Consider the following 21,096-nt stretch of genomic DNA (forward strand, 5'->3'; position numbering starts at 1 on the left):
GAAATGACTCATACACCAGTAAATGCAAACCTAAAAAACATTTGGGATTGGATGTTTGCAGGAGTGCAACGTTGCAATTATATCATGGAGTTTAAAGACAAAACAGATTTTACAGGTAAGGAACAACTTATTGCAGAAACTCGTTTTCTTCGTGCTTACTATCATTTTGAATTGGTAAAATGGTTTGGCGGAATTCCATTAAATGGCGATAAAAGATTTAATGTAGATGATGAAAAATCTATACCAAGAGCATCTGTTGCCGATGTTTATGCTTCTATCGAAGCAGATTTAATATATGCTGTAGATAATTTAAGTGCAACACCATCACAAACAGGAAGAGCTACTAAAGGTGCTGCCCAAGCCTTATTAGGAAAAGCTTATTTATACCAAAATAAATTTTCTCAAGCATCTGTTGTATTAGAACAAGTTATTAATTCTAACTCTTATTCTTTAGTAACTAACTACAGCACAATTTTTGAAAATAATAATGAAAACAATTCAGAATCGGTTTTTGAAATTCAATATACTGATGCTCAAGGTGCAAGTTTTGATTGTCTTCAATGTAGTGAAGGAAATGTTGCAGTAGGATTTAATGGAATAAGAAATTATAACGGACCAACTTTTGACGGTGGATATAGTTTTAATGTGCCAACACAGGCTTCTTATGATGTTTACGAAGTAGGTGACAACAGAAGAAATGTTGCTATTCTAGATATTGCCGCATGGGCAACAGCCAATAATGCAAGCTATGGTACTGGTTACAAGCACACAGGTTTCTTTAATAGAAAATACATAGCAAGAAAAGGTGATGCTAATATTGGAGATCAAAATTTAACTAATCCTAACAACTACCGCTCAATTCGTTATGCGGATGTGCTATTAATGGCTGCCGAATCTTTTTCTAGAGCAGGAAACGATGTAAAAGGTAGAACTTACTTAAACCTAGTTAGAAGAAGAGCTTTTGGTGATTTAAATCATGATATTACTGCCTCTGGATCTGCACTTACAGATTTTATCTGGGCAGAAAGAAAGGTAGAATTAATGGGTGAAGGTCATCGCTTTTTTGATCTTGTTAGAACTGGTAAAGCAGCGTTATCAATAACTGGTTTTACACCAAATAAAAATGAAATATTCCCAATTCCATTTGAAGAAATTCAATTCTCTTCTGGCAATTGGCAACAAAACTCTGGCTATTAAAAAAAATAAATATGAAAAAAGTACAATTAATTCTTAGTCTTTTTGTTCTAACATTCATCTTTGGATGTTCTAATGATAATAATGACATCAACCTAGATGCCATTGATAATCCAACTAATATCTCAGCTTTAATGACGATAAAGCAAGATAATACGGGTAAAGTAACTATTTTACCTAGAGGAGAAGGCATAACTCAGTATGAAATCTATTTTGGAGACACTACAACAAGTCCAGCTTTTGTAAACCCAGGCGAAACGATAGATCACAATTATGCAGAAGGTGTTTATCAAGTAAAAATTGTAGGTGTTACACTAAACGGTAAAAGATCTGAAACGATACAACCGTTAACTGTTTCCTATCTTGCTCCAACCGACTTAGTACCAACTATTGCTCAAGTGCCAGGAAATAACATGGCAATTACGGTTCAAGCATCAGCAAATCTAGAAACTTATTTTCAAGTTTATTTTGGTGATGTACCCAACGAAGTTCCAACTAATTTTATGCAAGGTGAAGTTATTACACATACTTATGCTGCCACAGGAACATATCAAGTAATAATTGTTGCATTAAGTGGTGGCGCTGCAACAACACAAACAACACAATCTGTAACTATAAGCAATCCAATACTTTTACCAGTAGATTTTGAATCGGCTACGCTTAACTATGCTTTCAGTAATTTTGGTGGTGCCAATACTGTTGTTGCTAACAATCCTGCTGTTGGTGCAAGTAATACAAGCGCTAAAGTAGCTAGACTAACTAAAAATAGTGGTTCAGAAGTTTGGGCAGGTTCTTTTCTAGAGCTTGGTGTACCAATAGATTTTTCTACATTAAAGAAAATCAAAATGAAAGTGTTTTCTCCACAGGCTGGAATTACTATAAAGATGAAATTAGAAAATTTAACAAATTCTAATATAAATACCGAAGTAGATGTAACTAATACTGTTGCTAATAACTGGGAAGAAGTAACATTCGATTTTACAGGTGTTAATAATGCTAATAATTATCAAAGGGTTGTTGTATTTTTCAATTTTGGAAACTCAGGAACTGGTTTAAATTACTATTTTGATGATATTCAACTTACAAGTGGATTGCCCATAGTAACATTACCTTTAACGTTTGAATCTTCTGCACTTACCTATACATTCACAGATTTTGGAGGAGCAACGGCATCTGTTGCAAATAATCCAGATGCAACCGGATTAAATACGAGCGCAAAAGTTGGTAAATTAATAAAAGGAAATGCATCACAAGTGTGGGCAGGATCTTTTATAGAACTAGGAACCCCAATTAACTTTGCAACCCAGCAAAAAATTAAAATGAAAGTTTGGTCTCCACAAGCAGGTATTATTGTTAAAATGAAACTTGAAAACTTAGGGAATTCTGCAATAAACACAGAGCTTGATGCAACTACAACAGTTGCAAACGGTTGGGAAGAACTAACCTATAACTTTACAGGAATTGTGAACTCTAATAACTATCAACGTGTAGTAGTGTTTTTTAATTTTGGCGTTGCAGGTACAGGCAGTTCCTATTATTTTGATGACATCAAATTATCAAATTAAAAATTAACATAATAATTTAAGTATCAAATAAATAAAAGGATCATGAATAATAAAATAATAAAAATAGTTTCAGTTTTTGTTCTTCTTTTAATGTTGGGTTGTCAAGAAGACGATAAAGGTTTTGGCGATTTAAATGCTCCAACAAATTTAGCCATAACAGCAGATGTTCAAGGACAATCTACAACCAATCCCAATGGTGATGGCTCTGGTAAAGTAAAATTTACTACAACGGCAACCAATGCTATTTCATATAAATACGTTTTTAGTGATGGAACTTCAGAAAATTCTCCTTCTGGGATTCTTGAAAAACGTTTTACATTGACTGGTGTAAATACTTATACTGTAAATGTCATTGCGTCTGGTAAAGGCGGACTTTCTACCAATACAACAATAACATTAGATGTAAGAAGCGACTTTAACGATGATCCAGCGGTTCAATTTTTAACTGGTGGTTCTCAAAAACAATGGTATTGGTCTGCTTCAGAAGCAGGTCATCTAGGTGTTGGTCAAAATGATAACGATGCAACCAAAAATTATTATGCCAATTATTATCAAGCAGCACCATTTGAAAAAGCAGCAAGCACAGAAAGCAGTTGTTTGTATCAAAATATTATGACTTTCTCTCTTGTTGGTGGTCAATTGAAATACCAACTAGATAATGGTGGAAATACGTTCTTCAATGCTGCATTTCAAAATGTTGTAGGAGGAACAGCTGGTTATGATTATTGTTATAGTTATAATGCTGGTGGAATTAAATCTGTAAGTCTTAGTCCTTCTCAATCTGTTGTTGCGGCTAATAATATTCCTGGACAAACTAGAGGTACAATGCTAAATATAGCTGATGGAGGATTTATGGGTTATTATATTGGTCAAAGTTCTTATGAAATTATTTCAATTACTGATAATAGAATGGTAGTAAGAGCTGTAATGGGCGGAAACCCTGCACTTGCTTGGTATCATATTTTTACAACCATTGCTCCAGTTCAAGATCCAATTACCGATTATACTAATTTATTATGGTCGGATGAATTTAATACAGACGGCGCACCTGATGCCTCTAAATGGGGTTATGATTTAGGTGCTGGCGGTTGGGGAAATAGTGAGGCACAATACTATACCAATAGTGCTAACAATGTTATCGTTCAAGGTGGAAATTTGAAAATAACTGCAAAAGCAGAAAATTTAGGTGGTTCTAATTATACATCAGCCAGGTTAAAATCTGAAAATAAATTTGAATTTACTTATGGTAAAGTAGAAGTAAGGGCAAAATTACCAACTGGTGGTGGAACTTGGCCTGCAATATGGATGCTAGGTCAGAATTATGCTACTAATACTTGGCCTGCGTGTGGCGAAATTGACATGATGGAACATAAAGGAAATTTTCCAAATATTATTCATGCAACATTACATTATCCGGGACATTCTGGAGGAAACGGTGTTACTAACACAACTACTTCTAGCGGAGTTTCATCTCAGTTTCACGTTTATAAAACCATTTGGAGTCCAAACTCTATAAAATTTTATATTGATGATGTCCTTTTTCATTCATTTACAAACACAGGTACAACTCCGTTCAATAGTGACTTTTTCCTAATTTTGAATGTGGCTATGGGAGGATCTTTTGGAGGTGCAATAGATTCTAGTTTTGCTCAATCTTCAATGGAAATTGACTACGTGAGAGTATATCAATAACAATAAAATAAATTAGTATCAATTACAAGAAGGTATAACCATTATTTGCCTTCTTGTATATTGTTTTTATAAACCATTCAAAATTGAGGATGAAATATTATAAATTATTAGGCACATCAACAGTAGCTTTTTTATTTCTTTTAAGTTGTAGTTCTTCCAAGAATAATACTGTCAACTATGAAAGCAAAAGTACAATTGATAAAAAAGTAGATTCTGTTTTAAAGCTAATGACTTTGCAAGAAAAAATAGGTCAGCTCAATCAATATAATGGTTTTTGGGAAATTACAGGACCAACACCCAAAGAAGGTCAAGCTGCCAAAAAATATGAGCATCTTAAAAAAGGATTAGTTGGATCAATGCTGAACGTAAAAGGTGTAAAAGATGTTAGAGCTTTACAAAAAATAGCTGTAGAACAAACGCGATTGGGTATTCCTTTACTATTCGGATTTGATGTAATTCATGGATATAAAACTATAAGTCCAATTCCGCTAGCAGAAGCCGCAAGTTGGGATTTGGATGCCATTAAAAAATCGGCAGAAATTGCTGCAGAAGAATCGGCTGCTGTAGGAATTAACTGGACTTTTGCTCCAATGATAGACATTACACGAGATGCGCGTTGGGGAAGAGTGATGGAAGGAGCAGGAGAAGATCCATACCTAGGCAGTAAAATCGCCGAAGCTAGAATTCACGGTTTTCAGGGAACAGATCTTAGTTCCAATAAAACTATCTTAGCTTGCGCTAAGCATTTCGCAGGATATGGTTTTGCCGAGTCGGGTAAAGATTATAATACAGTTGATGTAAGCGATCAAACACTTCAAAACACTATTTTTCCTCCATTTAAAGCTGCCGTTGCTGCTGGTGTTCGAACATTTATGAATTCTTTCAATGAACTAAACGGAATTCCTGCAACTGGAAATAAATATTTGCAAAGAACGATCTTAAAAGGAGAATGGAAATTTGACGGATTTATAGTTTCAGATTGGGGTTCAATGAACGAAATGGTCAATCATGGATATGTAAAAGACGGTAAACAAGCAGCAGAAGTTTCCTTAAACGCAGGTTCAGATATGGACATGGAATCTTATGTGTATGTAGAATACTTAGAAAAATTAGTTAGTGAAGGAAAAGTAAAAGAACTTGATATCAACGATGCAGCACGACGTATTTTAAAAACTAAATTTGAATTAGGACTTTTTGATAATCCATACAAATATTGTGATGAAAAATATGAAAAAGAAACCGTTGGAAAAATTGAATTTCAAGAAGGAGTTCTTGATGTTGCAAAAAAATCTATAGTGCTACTCAAAAATTCTAATCAACTTTTACCGTTAAAAAAATCGGGACAAAAAATTGCTTTAATTGGCGCTTTGGCAAACGATAAAACAAGTCCGTTAGGAAGCTGGCGCATCGCTGCAGACGATAATACAGCAGTTTCGGTACTTGAAGGAATGAAAAAATATACCGAAAATCAACTTACTTATGCTAAAGGTGCAGATGTTAGCATTGGAAGAACACAATTTGTATGGGAAACTAAAATCAATGAAACCGATAAATCAGAATTTCAAGAGGCAATAGAATTAGCAAAAAAATCGGATGTAGTTGTAATGGTTTTGGGAGAACATGGGTTACAAACAGGTGAAGGAAGAAGTAGAACAGATATTGGTTTGCCAGGAGTTCAACAAGAGTTATTAGAAGAAATATATAAAGTAAATAAAAATATCGTTTTAGTTTTAAATAACGGACGACCCTTAACAATCAATTGGGCAGATCAAAATATCTCATCAATTGTAGAAGCTTGGCAGCTAGGCACACAAAGCGGTAATGCAATTGCGCAAGTTTTATACGGTGATTATAATCCTAGCGGAAAATTACCAATGACTTTTCCTAGAAATGTGGGTCAAATTCCAATATACTATAATTATAAAAATACTGGAAGGCCAACAATGAATGAACCTGATAGTGTTTTTTGGTCACATTATACCGATGAAAAAAACACACCTCTTTATCCTTTTGGATACGGATTGAGTTATTCCAAATTTGAATATTCTAATTTAAAATTGTCTTCCAATTCTTTTACCAAAAACGAAAAAATTGAAGTCTCGGTTCAATTAAAAAATAATAGTAATGTACCAGGTAAAGAGGTAGTTCAATTATACATTCGTGATTTAATAGGAAGTATTACTCGTCCTGTAAAAGAATTAAAAGGATTTGAAATGGTACAACTAAATGCCAATGAAACCAAAACTATAACCTTTACAATTGATGCTAAAACAATAGAATTTTATACTGCCAATTCTAGATGGGAAGCAGAAGCTGGTGATTTTAAAGTTTTTGTTGGTGGTAACTCTTCTCAAACTTTAGAAACTAATTTCCAATATAAAGAGGCTAATTAAATGAAAAAATATATTCTATTAATACTTGTAGTAGCGGTTTCTTTTGCTCAAAAAAATGAAAGAAAACTTGTATGGCAAGAAAATTTTGACGGCAAAGAATTAAACCAAAAAAATTGGAATTTTGAGCTTGGAAATGGCTGTCCTAATTGTGGTTGGGGCAACAATGAGCGTCAATTATACACAAAAACCAATCATACATTAAAAAATGGAACGTTAATAATTACCGCTCAAAAAGAGGATTCTATTTATACATCAACAAGAATCACAACTTTAGGAAAAAAAGAATTTATGTATGGTCGCATAGAAGCAAGAGCAAAACTTCCTATAGGAAAAGGAATATGGCCTGCTTTTTGGATGCTTGGTTCTTCTATTAAAACTGTTGCTTGGCCTAAATGTGGTGAAATTGATATACTAGAATATGTAGGTAAAAATCCACATTTAGTATACACTACATTACACACACAAGACAGTCACGGAAATTCTATTAATACTAAAATTACTACTTTTCCAGAAATTGAAGAAGGTTTTCATGTATATGCAATTGATTGGACTAAAGATAAAATTGAATTTCTTGTAGACAATATTTCAGTTTATACATTTCAACCTCAAGAAAAAAATGAAAATATTTGGCCATTTGATCATAAATTTTATATAATTTTAAATATGGCTGTTGGTGGTAACTTTGGCGGACCAGATGTAGATGATACCATATTTCCGCAACAATTTATCGTAGATTACATTAAAGTTTATCAATAGTTTTTTTAGTTTAATAATTTGAAAGATCCATTTCTTCTAGATTTGGGTCTTTTTTTATAAATTGTATACCCTAATTTAAAATTTATTGCATTGTAAATGTTAAATTTTTTAGTTTTATTTGTTTATTAAGAAAAGTTTATGTTACATTTGGCTATAATTTAATCAAAATTTAACAGTCGCCTATAGAATAAAATTACTTTTAGAAAAAACTTTACGATTTTTTAACCCAAAACTAAAAGGTAATTTTATGGCTACTATTCAAATCCCAGACGCTTTATTGGTAAAAAATTATATTGCCGGAGATGAAAATGCTCTAGCTGTATTAATAAAAAGACATCAGTCTAAAATTTATGGATTTATATATTCCAAAATGCCAGACCGTGATGTTGCCGACGATATTTTTCAAGATACTTTTATCAAGGTTATAAAAACTTTAAAATCTAATTCTTACAACGAAGAAGGTAAGTTTTTACCGTGGGTTATGAGAATTGCTCATAACTTAATAGTTGATCATTTTAGAAAAAATAAAAAAATGCCTATGCTTAGAGAAACCGAAGAGTTTTCTATATTCTCTATATTAACAGATAATTCTCTAAATGTTGAAGGTCGAATTATCACCGATAGCATAGAAAAAGACCTAAGAAAAATTGTGTCAGAACTTCCTGCAGATCAAAAAGAAGTATTAATGATGCGTATCTATCAAGATCTAAGTTTTAATGAAATTGCAGAGCTTACCAATGTTAGTATTAATACAGCACTTGGTAGAATGCGTTATGCATTAATGAATTTGAGAAAGGTAATTGAAAAAAATCAAATTATTTTAACCAATTAAACAATAAACGTGTTGCTAAATCGTTATAGATATATAATTTAAATCTATCTATGGCAAAAATTTACTCTAAAAAAGCATTAGCAAATACAAAAATGTCACCAAAAAAAGAAACAATTAATTTTATTCTTAATTATTCTAAAGCTTTAAACAGTTTTAAAGTAGGTAACATCATCATAGAAATTATTGCTAATTAATAAATATCTCGTCACACTTATTTAAAGTGACGAGATATTTTTTTTATAATATTCTTTCAAAATATCTTTTCTACCAATTGTTTTGGTGATAATATCTTTTTCTAAATCCCATCCTCGTGCAGGAGAATATTCTCGTCCGTACCAAATGATTTGTAAGTGTAATTCATTCCAGGTTTCTATAGGAAAAATTGCCTTGGCATCTTTTTCTGTTTGAACAACATTTTTTCCAGATGTTAAATTCCATCGGTACATCAGTCTATGGATATGTGTGTCAACTGGAAATGCAGGAACACCAAATGCCTGACTCATAACAACGCTAGCCGTTTTATGACCAACTGCTGGCAACGACTCTAATGCTTCAAAACTTTGGGGTACTTCACCATTATATTTGTCAATTAAAATATGTGACAATCCATGAATTCCTTTAGATTTCATAGGTGATAAACCACAAGGACGAATGATTTCCTTAATTTCTTCAATACTCATCTTTATCATTTCATAAGGGTTGTCTGCCTTAGCAAATAATAAAGGTGTAATCTTATTAACCCTTACATCTGTGCATTGTGCCGAAAGTAAAACTGCAATCAATAAAGTATATGCATCTTTGTGGTCTAGAGGAATAGGAATGGTTGGGTATAATTCTTTTAACGTATTTATAACATACGTTGCACGCTCTTTCTTTGTCATTTTTAACTAAATTTGATTTGTAAAAATAAGTCAATTTCAATGACAATTTCAAAACTTCTAATATTTAAAAAATGACAACACTTGTAAAAGGTGATAAAGCACCCAATTTTTCTGGAAAGGATCAAGATGGAAACTCTCATTCATTATCACAATATATCGGAAAAAAATTAGTTATTTTCTTTTATCCAAAAGCAAATACTCCAGGTTGTACAACAGAAGCTTGCGATTTAAGAGATAATTACGAAAGATTTAAAGCCAATAATTATGAGCTTTTAGGAGTAAGTGCAGACAATGCTAAAGCGCAAAGTAATTTTAAAAATAAATATGATTTACCTTTTCCATTATTGGCAGACGAAGATAAATCTGTAATACAAGCTTTTGGAATTTGGGGACCAAAAAAATTTATGGGAAAAGACTACGATGGTATTCACAGAACTACTTTTGTTATTGATGAAAATGGTACTATTGAAGAAGTAATATCAGCAGTAAAAACCAAAGAACACACTAAACAAATTTTAGGATAGAAAATCTATTTTTATGTAAGCATGTAAATTATAATCGTACATGCTTATATCAAAATAGCATAAATACCAACTAACGATTTCTAACATCTCTTCTTGGAGTTATTGCAACTCTAGGAATTACCTTAGGAAAGCTTGCTTCTTCAGTTTTGCTTGATGGTTCAATTAGCTGGTTCAATTCAGTGATTTCTCCATCGGTTAAATCGCGGTATCTACCAAGTGGTACATCTAGTGAAATATTTATTATTCTTGTTCTCTTTAGTGCAGTAACTTCATAGTCTAAGTGCTCACACATTCTACGAATTTGTCGGTTTAAACCCTGAGTTAAAATTATTCTAAAAACATATTTACTAACTTGTTCTACCTTACATTTTCTTGTAATAGTCTCTAAAATAGGAATTCCGTTAGCCATTCGTTCTATAAATCTATCTGTAATTGGTCTATTTACAGTAACAATATATTCTTTTTCGTGGTTATTCCTTGCTCTTAGAATTTTGTTTACTATATCGCCATCATTGGTCATAAATATCAATCCTTCACTATATTTGTCAAGACGTCCTATAGGAAAAATTCGTTCGGGATAGTTAATGTAATCTACAATATTATCTCTCACATCAAGATTGGTAGTACATTCTATTCCAATAGGTTTATTGAAAGCAAGGTAAATGCGTTTCTCTCTTTTTTCTCTTATTAATTTCCCATCAACTCGCACTTCATCACTAGAACTTATTTTAGTTCCCATTTCTGGAACAACTCCATTTATAGTTACTTTTCCTTGTTCAATCAATTTATCCGCTTCACGGCGAGAGCAAAAGCCAGTTTCCGATAAAAATTTATTGATTCTTGTAAGATTTTCTTCCATGATGCAAATATAAGAAATTAGAAGGCAGGTTTCTATTTTCAAGTTTTGAAAATTATAGCATTATTTAATACTATTTTTCTATAAAGTCAACTATTGTTTGGTATAAATAGGCATCGTGTAAACTATGACCAAGTCCTTTGGTTTCTATAAATTGAGAAGTTTTCCAAGCATTTGAAATTTTTTTTCCTTCTTCAAATAAAACTACTTTATCATCTTGATCGTGAGCAACAATTCCGTTTATTGTTGAGTTTTCTAGAAATTTTGCAGCAGAAAATTCACTTACAGTAATATTAAATTTTTTCTTTGTGAAAGCTATAAGGGATTGATGAACACGAGAATTTAAACTTAAAAGACGAACGTAGTTTTTTAATATTATTTCAAAATCGGATGGCGCACCAAGCAATACCATTTTATTTATATTGTGCTTATAATGCGCTTGATAATAAGCTAATGCATTGCCACCAATAGAGTGTCCAATAGCAATACTTGGATTGTATTCTTGAACTATTAGATTTATATATTTTGCATATTGAGGAACATTAAATTCTTTTCCGCTTGTTAATCCATGTGCCGGACCATCAATTGCAATAATCGTTTTTTTGGTTTTTTTTAAATGTTTTAATAATTTTTTCCATCGCGATGCGTTACTTTCCCATCCATGAATTAATAATATTATTTCGTCATTTCCTTTATTTTCGCTCTGTTGGGTTTTATCAGGAGTCCAAGTGTAGGTTTGAAATTCATGATCTTCATAAATATGCGTTTTAAAATCGGCATCTAAAAGAGTTTTTGGAAGCAGCACTTTCTTTAATCTTCCTTTTCTAGGTTCACTAAAAAGTTTATAGGCCAATGCAAACGATTTTTCGGGAGCAATAAAACTCATGATGTTTACATAACATCCTACAGTTTTTACAAGAAGTAATTGAGAAATTTTTTCAAACATAAATGACTTTTATTATACTGTTAAAACAAAAATTTAAATAAAATTAAATCCATCTAAAAAATATAACACAAATTTACAGTTATCAAAAGGATAAAAAAAAAGTCTCAAAATAATTTTGAGACTTTCTTACTATTACATTTTTGCAAATATTTTTTCCATTTTTTCTCTTTCCTCATCGGCAAGACCAGCATCAACTAATATTCTTCCTGAATGTTCATCAGTAATTATTTTTTTTCTAGCCGCTATCTCTACTTGAATTTGTGGAGGAATAGTAAAAAATGATCCAGCAGAAGCACCACGCTCAATAGAAACTACAGCTAAGCCGTTTCTTACGCTAGAGCGAATTCTTTTGTAAGCTGCAAGCAATCTGTCTTCTATTTGCCCTTCATACTCGGCAGATTTCTCAGTCAAGAAGCTTTCTTCTTTTTGAGTTTCCGACATGATATCGCTTAATTCTGCTTTTTTATGTTTTAAATGTGTTGATTTTTGTTCTAATCTTTCTTTAGAGTTAGAAACAACTTCTTTTTTATGCTCAGTAGAAGCTTTTAATTCTTTAATTTGTTTCTCTGCCAATTGAATTTCAAGTTCTTGAAATTCAACTTCTTTAGTTAAAGAGTTAAATTCTCTATTATTACGAACGTCCTTTTGTTGTTCAGTATATTTTTTTATTGCAACTTGATGATTTTCAATAGCCGCTTTTTTTGCCTTGATAGTGTCTTCAATTGAAACTAAATCACTTTGTAATTTCTCTAAACGTGTAGTTAAACCAGCTACTTCATCTTCAAGATCTTCCACTTCTAGAGGCAATTCACCTCTTACGTTTCTAATTTCGTCAATTCTGGTATCGATTATTTGTAAATCGTAAAGCGCTCTTAATTTTTCTTCAACGCTCAATTCTTTTGTAGTAGCCATATTCTATAAGTACTTAACTGGATTTGTATTTTCTTCTGATAAAACTATTCTGTCTTCCGACAAATTAGGTGCAAAATTACTAATTTTTTCCTTAAGAAATTCAACAATATAATTTTTTGTATATCTTTCGCTTTCAAAGTGGCCAATGTCTGCTAAAACTATCTGATTTTCAGACTCATAAAAGTTGTGATATTTCATATCGGATGTTAAAAAAACGTCAACACCTGCTTGAATAGCATTTTTAATGGCAAAACTTCCCGAACCACCAAGAACCGCAACGGTAGAAACTTCTTTTCCTAACAACTCTGTATGTCGAATTGAACCACATTGCATTTTATCTTTTACAAACAATAAAAAATCAATTTCACTCATTGGACGTTCCAGTTCGCCTACCATTCCCAATCCAATGTTTTGATGTATGTTTTGTAATTCATAAATTTCGTAAGCAACTTCCTCATAAACATGATTTGAAAATAACGCTTTCAAAATTTTACTTTGCAAATGTTTTTCAAATGTAACTTCAATTTTTATTTCTGCAGTTTCAACAAATTCAAACCGTTCGCCAATTTCTGGATTACTATCTTCATTTCCTATGTAAGTTCCAATTCCTTGTGAGGTAAAACTGCAATCGTCATAATTGCCAATTTTCCCAGCACCTGCATCGAATAACGCATTGCGAACTTGCTCTACATTTTCTGGAATTGTATAAGTTATTAATTTCTGAATAAAGTTTTGTTTTGGAACCAGAATTTTAGTATTCTTTAATCCCAATGCATCACAGAAAATTTTATTAACCCCATTCTTATGATTGTCTAAGGCAGTATGAACGGCATAAATTGCAATATCATTTTTAATGGCTTTTAAAACAGAACGTTCTACATAATTTTTTCCAGTAATTTTCTTCAATCCAGAAAATAAAATAGGATGGAAGCATACTACCAAGTTACATTTTTTAGCAATAGCTTCATCTATAACATTTTCTAATGCATCATGACAAACCAATATTCCAGTGGCATCATCGTCTTGATTTCCTATCAATAATCCTACGTTGTCAAAATCTTCGGCATACGCCAATGGTGCCATTTCTTCTAATATTGTAAGTATTTCTTTTATTTTCATATATAATTTATGATGTTTTAATTTTTAAAAAAATTATGTTTCCCACTCATTCAATACTTCCCTAACTGTCCATTCTCCATTGAGATTTTCAATTAGAAAGAAACTGCCCGAATTGTGTTCTATATTTCTATAAAATGCCACTTTTACCAAACAATATTTCTTTGCAAAATACATTGGTTTACTCACAATCATTAGACGTTGGTTGTTGTCATTAAAGCGAATAGAAACTTTATGAAACTCGTCTATTGATAAACAATTGTTGACTTTGCTTTTTAAATATTGATTTTGATTTGAAAATAAAGATGAATATTCTTTAGACCAATCTTCTTGTAATTGATTGTTAATCTGTTTTTTAATTTCGGCTGAATTTTGTTTCAACAATTCACTTTTGCTAATTACCTCAAGCGTTTCTTCATTATTTGGAGCTTTAGAGCAATAAAAACTTAAAAGTTGCAAACGATTTTTTACAATCACTTTTTCGTTTTGATAATACTTGCTCAATAAAATCTTAAGAATAGCCGTGTCTTGATTCTCTTGAGAAAATCCCATTTGGAAACAAAATATAAAAGCTATAATTAATTTAAAATCAAATTTCATTCTTCAAATTATTTTCAATTCAAAGATAAAAAAATGTTACTTTAAATAGTGAACTATTTTTAATAAACTAAAATAGCACGATTTTTGTATATTTGTATTTCAAATATCTAATGTTATGACTACTTTAACCATCAAAATTAACGAGCGTTCCAAAAAAGGCAAAGCTTTTCTTGAGTTTGCAAAAACTTTTTTCGAAAAAGGAAACGATATTGAAATTATTGAGTCTGATTTGAAAAATAAGAAAGATGAAAGTATTTACAGCAAGGAATTTATTGCAAAAATAAAAATATCGGAAGAAAATATTAAAAACGGTGAAGTTTTTATCCTAAATCCAGATGATATATGGGGAAGTTTAGGGTTAAAGTAACCAAGAATGCTCAGAAAGATATTGCTATTCATTTAAAATCTAGAAACAAATTAGTAATTAAAAATATTGGATTAATTTTAATCGAATTATCAGAAACTCCATTTGAAGGAATCGGTAAGCCAGAACCATTGAAATATGAATATTCAGGTTATTGGTCTAGAAAAATAAATAAAAAAGACAGAATGATTTATTATTTAGAGGATGAAACCATAACTGTCTATGTTGTTTCTGCAATGGGACATTATTCTGATAAGTAAATGAAGTTTCTACGTATAATTCTCTTTCCTTTTGCCATTTTATATGGAATAATAACTTCTATCAGAAATTTCTTTTTTGATATTGGAATCTTAAAATCCTATTCCTTTAATGTTCCTGTAATTGCTGTTGGAAATCTAAGCGTTGGCGGTACAGGAAAAACACCTCAAATTGAATATTTAATTCGATTGCTTTCGCCAAATTATAAAATTGCTACTCTAAGTCGCGGCTACAAACGAAAATCGGAAGGTTTTATCTTGGCAGACGAAACTTCTAATGCCGAAATACTTGGTGACGAACCGTTTCAAATACATCAAAAATTCCCAAATATAAAAGTTGCAGTTGATGCCAACAGAAAAAACGGCATTGAACAATTGTTAAAACTAAAAGACAAACCAAATGTAATTTTATTAGACGATGCTTTTCAACATAGGAAAGTCAAAGCCGGATTTTACATTTTACTTTCGGCATATGACGATTTATTTTGCAATGATTTTATGCTTCCAACAGGAAATCTTCGTGAGAGTAGAAGTGGAGCAAAAAGAGCAGATATAATAATTATCACTAAATGTCCTAAAGATTTATCTCAAACTGAACAACAAAATATTAGTAGAAAAATAGGCATCGATAAACCAATATTTTTCAGTTATATAGATTATGATGACAAGATTTACAATGAAACTGATTCTAAAAATGTTGATGAAATAAAAAATAGCGAAAAACTACTTCTTGCCGGAATTGCAAAACCTGAATCTTTCTTTAATTATTTAGAAAATGATAATGATATAACTTTGCAATTTCCAGACCATCATCATTTTTCTGAAATAGATATAAAATCAATTAAATATTCAGCAATGAATAATATAATTGTCACAACAGAAAAAGACTATGTTAGATTAAAAGATAGTGATTTGAAATCATTATTTTACTTACCAATTAAAAGTAGTTTCATTGATAAAAAAAATAATTTTGACGAAACTATTTTAAGTTTTATAAATATGAAGTTCAAATAAATTATATAAATAGATATTGATAAAAAAGAGTTAGAATTGAATTTTAACTCTTTTTTTTTGTGTTATAAATTTTGACTTTTTCTAAATAGATGTATTTCAGCAGTTATATTGGTTATGTGAAGATAATTAGCAGTAATAAATTTTTGCAGACCATGTTTAGTCTACATTTACAATGTTAACAATTGTTTAATTCATAATCGCCCATAATGGAAAGTTGATTATTGAATGTTCCGCATAAAATGTATTTTTAGGATTCTCCTTGAAAGCATTAACAAAACTAAACAAACCATCCCATTTTATTTAATTTCCCATGAAAAAAAAAGTATTATATAGTATAATAGCTATCGCTCTATTGTGTTTTCCGAACAAAAATTTCGGACAAGTACTAAATTTGGGTACACTTACAAATTTTGCGGCTTATTCTGGTACTGGCGCAGTTTCTAATACTGGCACTTCAGTACTTACAGGAGATATTGGGACCAATGTTGGTGCAATAAGTGGTTTTGGATTACCATCTACATTAAATGGTTCTTTGTACAATGCCGATGCTACAACTACTCAAGCAAAAATAGATTTGCTTAGGGTTTACATACATCTTAGTGATTTATTTGTAACCAATACAACCCATGCAGCGGCATTTGGTAGTGGTGAAACAATCTTTCCAGGTGTTTACTCTATTGCTGGCGCAGGTTCACTAGCAGGAACAGTAATTCTTGACGGACAAGGAAATCCAAATGCAGCATTTGTAATAAAATTTGAAGGAGGATTTTCTGCTGGAGCAAGTTCAACAGTAGTTTTAGCCAATGGAACTCGTGCGTGTAATGTTTTTTGGATTGCCGAAGGTGCCATTTCTATTGGTGCATCAAGTGTTACTAAAGGTACACTTCTTGCTCATCCTGGAGCAATTACAATTGGAGCTAGTGGTAATTTTGAAGGTAGAATGCTTTCGTCTGAAGGTGCCATTACTTTTGGACCAGGTTTAGCATTTCTTCCAGCAGGACCAATTACGATACCAATTAGTTGCGTAAATACTTGTAACAATAATATCTTAGGTACAGCATCAAATTTTGCGCTTTTCACAAGTATTGGAGCTGTTGCAAATGCTGCAACATCAGGAATAATTGGTGATATTGGGTCAGATACTGGAGCTATTAGTGGCTTTACAAGTTCAACAGTTGCGGGTTCTTTTTATCATGTTGATGGAGTAACGGCTCAAGCCAAAATTGATTTGCAAGCTGCATATGTTCAACTTCACAATATTCCAGCGACAGTTACTTCTCATACTCCAGCATTTGGAAGCGGAGAAACTTTGCATGCAGGTGTTTATTATATTGCAGCAGCAGGTTCACTAGCAGGTACAATTACATTAGATGCACAAGGAAATCCAGATGCTTTTTTTCTTTTTAAATTTGACGGAGCTTTTACAACTGCGGCTCAATCTAAAGTTATTTTAGCCAATGGTACTCGTCGTTGCAATGTTTTTTGGGTAGCCGAAGGTGCCGTTTCTATGGGAACTTTTACTTTTATGAAAGGAACTCTTATTGCTCACAATGGCGCCAATACAATGGGTGCCAACGGAAATTTAGAAGGACGTATGCTTTCTACAGAAGGCGCTATTGGTTTTAGTACAGGAGTTATTTACACAAACACACTTTGTTTTGTTTCTCCATCTAATGTTATTGCCGCAACAAATGATGTTTCAATACCAATTTTCGGAAACTCTTCAAGAGATAATTTAATAAATGTTTTGGTCAATGATACTCTTAATGGAGTTGCTGTTGTAGCATCAGATGTGCGTTTAACTTTTATTAGTGCTACCAATGACGGAATTAGACTTTCTGGAACTAATGTTGTAATTGCTTCTGGCATACCTTCTGGTGCTTATACATTAACTTATCAAATTTGTCAAATATCTAATCCAAGTAATTGCAGCCAAGCAACTGTTTCTCTATCAATTATGAGTGAATAGTGTATTGAAATTTCATCAAATAGAATTTTTACCTCAAGATTTTGTTTTTCCCGATTGTAATTTGGTATCGTACTAGCGATGATTTTTGATTATATTTGAACTTAAATTTACAAATACTATAAATAACAATCGCTACTTAATTTTATTGAAATTAGATATAATTTTAGTTTATGAAAGTAAATAACATATAAAAAAAAATGTGGGAAGAAGTTCAAGAAACGGTAAAATTTATTAAAGATAAAACAGGTTTCACACCAGAATACGGAGTAATTTTAGGTTCTGGATTGGGTAGTTTTACAGATGATATTCAGGTTGAATTTACATTACCTTATTCAGAAATTCCAAATTTTCCAGTTTCGACGGTTCAAGGTCATAAGGGCGCACTGGTTTTTGGAACCATTGGAACTAAAAAAGTAGTTGCCATGCAAGGTCGTTTTCATTTTTATGAAGGTTACGACATGAAACAGGTAACTTTTCCTGTAAGAGTTATGAAATATTTGGGAGTTACTAAATTGATAGTTTCTAATGCCTCTGGAGGAGTAAATCCAAATTATGAAGTAGGAACAATTGTTATTATTAAAGATCATATTAACATGATGCCCGAACATCCTTTGCGAGGGAAAAATGATGAACGATTTGGTCCACGATTTGTAAATATGAGTGAACCTTACAGTAAAGCAATGAGGTTAAAAGCCAAAGAAATTGCAAAATCATTAAATATTGAAGTGGCAGACGGTGTTTATATGGGATTGCAAGGACCAACATTTGAAACGTTATCAGAATACAAAATGGTAAAGAATATTGGTGCCGATTGTGTAGGAATGTCAACAGTTCCAGAAGTGATTGTTGCACGCCACATGGAATTAGAAACTTTTGGATTATCGGTAATAACAGACATGGGTGATGAAGAAAATATTGAAGAAGTTAATCATGAAGAAGTTCTTAAAGCTGCCGAAAAAGCCGAACCAAGTGTTAGATTACTTATTAAAGAATTGATTAAGAAATACTAAAAAAAAAGACGTTTTTATTAAAACGTCTTTTTTTTTACACTAAATTTTCTGCAATAATTTTATAAAAATTTTCGGGTTCAAATGGTTTTGTAATAACATCTGTCATTCCGTAGGAAAGTAACATTTCTCTATTCTCATTAAGAGAAATTGCCGTAAGTGCTATAATGGGTGTTAATTCATTAAATTCTCTAATTTGTTGTGTTGCAATTGTTCCGTTTATTCCTGGTAAATGAACATCCATTAACACTAAATCAAATTCATGTTTTTCTTTTAATAATAGTACAGAGTCTTCTCCATTATCAACAATTAAACAAGACATTCCTTTATTTTCGAGCATTTTTTTGGTAATCATTTGATTGATTTTATTGTCCTCTACTAAAAGAATTTTTTTGTTTTTTACCGCGTTTATATCTATCGTTTGTATTTTCTTTGCGACAATAGTTTCGTCACTTATTTCAAACGGAAGCGCAAATGTAAACGTAGTACCTAGTCCAACTTTACTATTTAACTGGATGTTTCCGCCCAAAAGTTCAATCAATCTTTTTACAATAGATAGGCCAAGACCTGTACCTCCATATTTTCTATTAACTTCTATTGATCCTTGAGAAAAACTATCAAAAACTGCTGTTTGTTTATCTTCTGGAATTCCTATACCATTGTCAGAAACTTTAAATAAAATTTGTATTTTAGAACCTTCTGTATTTACTATTTTAGCAATTAACTTTACATAACCGTTCTTAGTAAATTTCAATGAATTGTTTACTAGATTAATAAATATTTGGGATAACTTGGTAGGATCACAAATTAAATTATCAGGAATAGTCTCGTCTATATCTAGAATAAAAGTATTATTATTTTCTTGAGCTATTTCCTTAAATGAGTTTTGAATGTTTATTAATTGAACTTTTAAGTTGCAATTAATTTGTTCTACAGGAACATTTTCCGATTCAATTCTGTTAATTTCTAAAATATCGTTTATAAATGTAAGCAAGTAATTTCCAGAAAATTTCAATGAATTTAAGTAACTCAACTGACTGTCTTTTGGATTTTCTTCAAGTAACAAATGGGTAAGACCATTTATCGCATTTAAAGGCGTTCTTAATTCGTGACTTACGGTAGAAAGAAATTCTGATCTAGCTTTAGATGCTTTTTCGGCATTTTCTTTGGCTATTAATAATTCGTTATTTTTTTCTTTTAATAATAAATTTGACTGTGTTCTTAGAATATTATTTTTGTAAAGCGATAAACTTAAAAGTGATAATATAGAAATTAATGCTATAGCTAGAATACTTATTAACTTTGCAAAAGTATTGGCTTTTTCCTGACTCTTGTTTTCCTTATCTGCTTGTTCAATTAATTTTAGTTTTTCTGAATCTTTAAAAGAAGAAAAGTCTTCAAAACCAATTTTTTTATTATTTAAATATATAATGCTGTCTTTAAGTTTTAAATATTTTTTTAGTAAAAGATGCGATTTATCTATATCCATTGATTTTTCAAATGATTCACTCAATGCCAAAATTATGTTAGATTTCTGTTCTAAATTATCTTTGTTGGCAGCCAATGCACGATTTAAATAATTTATAGAAAGGTTATAACGTTTTTTGTTAAACTCTATTATGCCTATTTGATACAATGCTTCGGATCTAGTTTTATAAACATCAGACGTGTCTTGCTTGCTTATAATTTTCTCAAATAAAGGCATTGCCAAATCAATTCTTCCTTTTTCCTTAAAAAGAATCCCTTTTTGGAGCGTTAGCATTTCAATTGCGCTAGGAATTTTTATTTTTTCATAAATAACTCCTGCAGCATTGAAATTTTTTTCTGCCATCGTTAATTTATTCTTCTCTAAGTAACAAACGCCCAAACTGTAATGTGTAAAAGCCTGTTCCGACGAAAAAGATAAGGTAGAATACACAGCAATACTCTTGATAAATACATCAATTGCATCGTCAATTTTATTTAACTCTAGATAAATAATTCCAAGATTTGAATAACTATCGGCTATAGATTTTTGATTGTTAGTTCTGTTTGAATAATCTATTGCTTTTTGAGAATAATTTAGACTGTTTTTATAATTATTGAGTGCCTTATTATATTTAACCAAATCAATATAATATACCGTACTGTCTGTTTTCTCAACTTGTTTGTTTTGAGAGAATAGTAGTGAAGGCAATAAAATAATAAATAGTAAAAGATGCCTCATAGTTGAAGTAAT

20 protein-coding genes are annotated in these 21,096 nt (G+C 31.3%); 13 read left to right on the top strand and 7 right to left on the bottom strand.

The genetic code is table 11. The features are described 5' to 3' along the window. The 7 genes from ACH2CG_RS15980 to ACH2CG_RS16010 form a co-directional block, all read left to right on the top strand. A partial coding sequence (locus ACH2CG_RS15980) for a RagB/SusD family nutrient uptake outer membrane protein (RefSeq protein ID WP_395067000.1) occupies positions 1 to 1,197 on the top strand: 1,197 nt, incomplete at its 5' end. 11 nt (positions 1,198 to 1,208) lie between these two features. Continuing rightward, a complete protein-coding gene (locus ACH2CG_RS15985; RefSeq protein ID WP_395067002.1) occupies positions 1,209 to 2,759 on the top strand; it encodes a hypothetical protein in 1,551 nt (516 codons plus the stop codon). 42 nt (positions 2,760 to 2,801) lie between these two features. After that, positions 2,802 to 4,451, top strand: a complete 1,650-nt coding sequence (locus tag ACH2CG_RS15990) for a family 16 glycosylhydrolase (protein ID WP_395067004.1) — start codon at positions 2,802 to 2,804, stop codon at positions 4,449 to 4,451. 89 nt (positions 4,452 to 4,540) lie between these two features. Next, a complete protein-coding gene (gene bglX / locus ACH2CG_RS15995) occupies positions 4,541 to 6,844 on the top strand; it encodes a beta-glucosidase BglX (protein WP_395067006.1) in 2,304 nt (767 codons plus the stop codon). After that, positions 6,845 to 7,600 carry a family 16 glycosylhydrolase gene (locus ACH2CG_RS16000; RefSeq protein ID WP_395067008.1) on the top strand — a complete coding sequence of 252 codons (756 nt, stop codon included), beginning with the start codon at positions 6,845 to 6,847 and terminating at the stop codon, positions 7,598 to 7,600. A gap of 247 nt (positions 7,601 to 7,847) precedes the next feature. Continuing rightward, positions 7,848 to 8,432 carry an RNA polymerase sigma factor gene (locus ACH2CG_RS16005; RefSeq protein ID WP_395067010.1) on the top strand — a complete coding sequence of 195 codons (585 nt, stop codon included), beginning with the start codon at positions 7,848 to 7,850 and terminating at the stop codon, positions 8,430 to 8,432. Between the two features lie 50 nt (positions 8,433 to 8,482). After that, positions 8,483 to 8,626, top strand: coding sequence for a hypothetical protein (locus ACH2CG_RS16010; protein ID WP_395067012.1), 144 nt, complete (start codon positions 8,483 to 8,485; stop codon positions 8,624 to 8,626). Positions 8,627 to 8,647: 21 nt separating this feature from the next. Here the strand turns inward: ACH2CG_RS16010 and nth are convergent, their stop codons facing one another. Then, on the bottom strand, positions 8,648 to 9,313 hold the full coding sequence (gene nth / locus ACH2CG_RS16015; RefSeq protein ID WP_395067014.1) for an endonuclease III domain-containing protein: 666 nt from the start codon (positions 9,311 to 9,313) through the stop codon (positions 8,648 to 8,650). A gap of 71 nt (positions 9,314 to 9,384) precedes the next feature. On the opposite strand from nth, the gene bcp reads away from it, so the two are divergent. Beyond that, positions 9,385 to 9,837 carry a thioredoxin-dependent thiol peroxidase gene (gene bcp, locus ACH2CG_RS16020; RefSeq protein WP_395067016.1) on the top strand — a complete coding sequence of 151 codons (453 nt, stop codon included), beginning with the start codon at positions 9,385 to 9,387 and terminating at the stop codon, positions 9,835 to 9,837. A gap of 70 nt (positions 9,838 to 9,907) precedes the next feature. Here the strand turns inward: bcp and rluF are convergent, their stop codons facing one another. The 5 genes from rluF to ACH2CG_RS16045 form a co-directional block, all read right to left on the bottom strand. Then, a complete protein-coding gene (gene rluF / locus ACH2CG_RS16025) occupies positions 9,908 to 10,696 on the bottom strand; it encodes a 23S rRNA pseudouridine(2604) synthase RluF (protein ID WP_395067126.1) in 789 nt (262 codons plus the stop codon). Between the two features lie 70 nt (positions 10,697 to 10,766). Further along, positions 10,767 to 11,639: an alpha/beta hydrolase gene (locus ACH2CG_RS16030; RefSeq protein ID WP_395067018.1), complete on the bottom strand. Its 873-nt coding sequence runs from the start codon at positions 11,637 to 11,639 to the stop codon at positions 10,767 to 10,769. A gap of 132 nt (positions 11,640 to 11,771) precedes the next feature. Next, positions 11,772 to 12,551, bottom strand: coding sequence for a zinc ribbon domain-containing protein (locus ACH2CG_RS16035; protein ID WP_395067020.1), 780 nt, complete (start codon positions 12,549 to 12,551; stop codon positions 11,772 to 11,774). A gap of 3 nt (positions 12,552 to 12,554) precedes the next feature. Next, positions 12,555 to 13,670 carry a Nif3-like dinuclear metal center hexameric protein gene (locus ACH2CG_RS16040; RefSeq protein ID WP_395067022.1) on the bottom strand — a complete coding sequence of 372 codons (1,116 nt, stop codon included), beginning with the start codon at positions 13,668 to 13,670 and terminating at the stop codon, positions 12,555 to 12,557. 33 nt (positions 13,671 to 13,703) lie between these two features. Further along, entirely contained in the window at positions 13,704 to 14,267 is a 564-nt protein-coding gene (locus ACH2CG_RS16045; RefSeq protein ID WP_395067024.1) for a hypothetical protein, read from the bottom strand. A 115-nt stretch (positions 14,268 to 14,382) separates the two neighbouring features. On the opposite strand from ACH2CG_RS16045, the gene ACH2CG_RS16050 reads away from it, so the two are divergent. The 5 genes from ACH2CG_RS16050 (at position 14,383) to ACH2CG_RS16070 (ending at position 18,881) form a co-directional block, all read left to right on the top strand. Then, positions 14,383 to 14,634 carry a DUF2683 family protein gene (locus ACH2CG_RS16050; protein WP_395067026.1) on the top strand — a complete coding sequence of 84 codons (252 nt, stop codon included), beginning with the start codon at positions 14,383 to 14,385 and terminating at the stop codon, positions 14,632 to 14,634. Further along, positions 14,610 to 14,891, top strand: coding sequence for a Txe/YoeB family addiction module toxin (locus tag ACH2CG_RS16055; protein WP_395067028.1), 282 nt, complete (start codon positions 14,610 to 14,612; stop codon positions 14,889 to 14,891). The genes ACH2CG_RS16050 and ACH2CG_RS16055 overlap by 25 nt, the downstream gene beginning before the upstream one ends. Next, a complete protein-coding gene (gene lpxK / locus ACH2CG_RS16060) occupies positions 14,892 to 15,902 on the top strand; it encodes a tetraacyldisaccharide 4'-kinase (RefSeq protein ID WP_395067030.1) in 1,011 nt (336 codons plus the stop codon). Positions 15,903 to 16,212: 310 nt separating this feature from the next. Beyond that, a complete protein-coding gene (locus tag ACH2CG_RS16065) occupies positions 16,213 to 17,871 on the top strand; it encodes an ice-binding family protein (protein ID WP_395067032.1) in 1,659 nt (552 codons plus the stop codon). A gap of 197 nt (positions 17,872 to 18,068) precedes the next feature. Beyond that, on the top strand, positions 18,069 to 18,881 hold the full coding sequence (locus tag ACH2CG_RS16070; RefSeq protein WP_395067034.1) for a purine-nucleoside phosphorylase: 813 nt from the start codon (positions 18,069 to 18,071) through the stop codon (positions 18,879 to 18,881). Positions 18,882 to 18,915: 34 nt separating this feature from the next. On the opposite strand, the gene ACH2CG_RS16075 is transcribed toward ACH2CG_RS16070, so the two are convergent. Beyond that, positions 18,916 to 21,084 (bottom strand): ATP-binding protein, encoded by a 2,169-nt coding sequence (locus ACH2CG_RS16075; RefSeq protein ID WP_395067036.1) that lies wholly within the window; start codon positions 21,082 to 21,084, stop codon positions 18,916 to 18,918. Positions 21,085 to 21,096 lie beyond the last annotated feature (12 nt).

The sequence above is a fragment of the Flavobacterium sp. genome, from assembly GCF_043778725.1.
Lineage (GTDB): Bacteria > Bacteroidota > Bacteroidia > Flavobacteriales > Flavobacteriaceae > Flavobacterium.

Coding starts and splice junctions, on each gene's coding strand:
- ACH2CG_RS15985 (WP_395067002.1), top strand. CDS start 1,209: ATGAAAAAAGTACAATTAATTCTTAGTCTTTTTGTTCTAACATTCATC.
- ACH2CG_RS15990 (WP_395067004.1), top strand. CDS start 2,802: ATGAATAATAAAATAATAAAAATAGTTTCAGTTTTTGTTCTTCTTTTA.
- bglX (WP_395067006.1), top strand. CDS start 4,541: ATGAAATATTATAAATTATTAGGCACATCAACAGTAGCTTTTTTATTT.
- ACH2CG_RS16000 (WP_395067008.1), top strand. CDS start 6,845: ATGAAAAAATATATTCTATTAATACTTGTAGTAGCGGTTTCTTTTGCT.
- ACH2CG_RS16005 (WP_395067010.1), top strand. CDS start 7,848: ATGGCTACTATTCAAATCCCAGACGCTTTATTGGTAAAAAATTATATT.
- ACH2CG_RS16010 (WP_395067012.1), top strand. CDS start 8,483: ATGGCAAAAATTTACTCTAAAAAAGCATTAGCAAATACAAAAATGTCA.
- nth (WP_395067014.1), bottom strand. CDS start 9,313: ATGACAAAGAAAGAGCGTGCAACGTATGTTATAAATACGTTAAAAGAA.
- bcp (WP_395067016.1), top strand. CDS start 9,385: ATGACAACACTTGTAAAAGGTGATAAAGCACCCAATTTTTCTGGAAAG.
- rluF (WP_395067126.1), bottom strand. CDS start 10,696: ATGGAAGAAAATCTTACAAGAATCAATAAATTTTTATCGGAAACTGGC.
- ACH2CG_RS16030 (WP_395067018.1), bottom strand. CDS start 11,639: ATGTTTGAAAAAATTTCTCAATTACTTCTTGTAAAAACTGTAGGATGT.
- ACH2CG_RS16035 (WP_395067020.1), bottom strand. CDS start 12,551: ATGGCTACTACAAAAGAATTGAGCGTTGAAGAAAAATTAAGAGCGCTT.
- ACH2CG_RS16040 (WP_395067022.1), bottom strand. CDS start 13,670: ATGAAAATAAAAGAAATACTTACAATATTAGAAGAAATGGCACCATTG.
- ACH2CG_RS16045 (WP_395067024.1), bottom strand. CDS start 14,267: ATGAAATTTGATTTTAAATTAATTATAGCTTTTATATTTTGTTTCCAA.
- ACH2CG_RS16050 (WP_395067026.1), top strand. CDS start 14,383: ATGACTACTTTAACCATCAAAATTAACGAGCGTTCCAAAAAAGGCAAA.
- ACH2CG_RS16055 (WP_395067028.1), top strand. CDS start 14,610: ATGGGGAAGTTTAGGGTTAAAGTAACCAAGAATGCTCAGAAAGATATT.
- lpxK (WP_395067030.1), top strand. CDS start 14,892: ATGAAGTTTCTACGTATAATTCTCTTTCCTTTTGCCATTTTATATGGA.
- ACH2CG_RS16065 (WP_395067032.1), top strand. CDS start 16,213: ATGAAAAAAAAAGTATTATATAGTATAATAGCTATCGCTCTATTGTGT.
- ACH2CG_RS16070 (WP_395067034.1), top strand. CDS start 18,069: ATGTGGGAAGAAGTTCAAGAAACGGTAAAATTTATTAAAGATAAAACA.
- ACH2CG_RS16075 (WP_395067036.1), bottom strand. CDS start 21,084: ATGAGGCATCTTTTACTATTTATTATTTTATTGCCTTCACTACTATTC.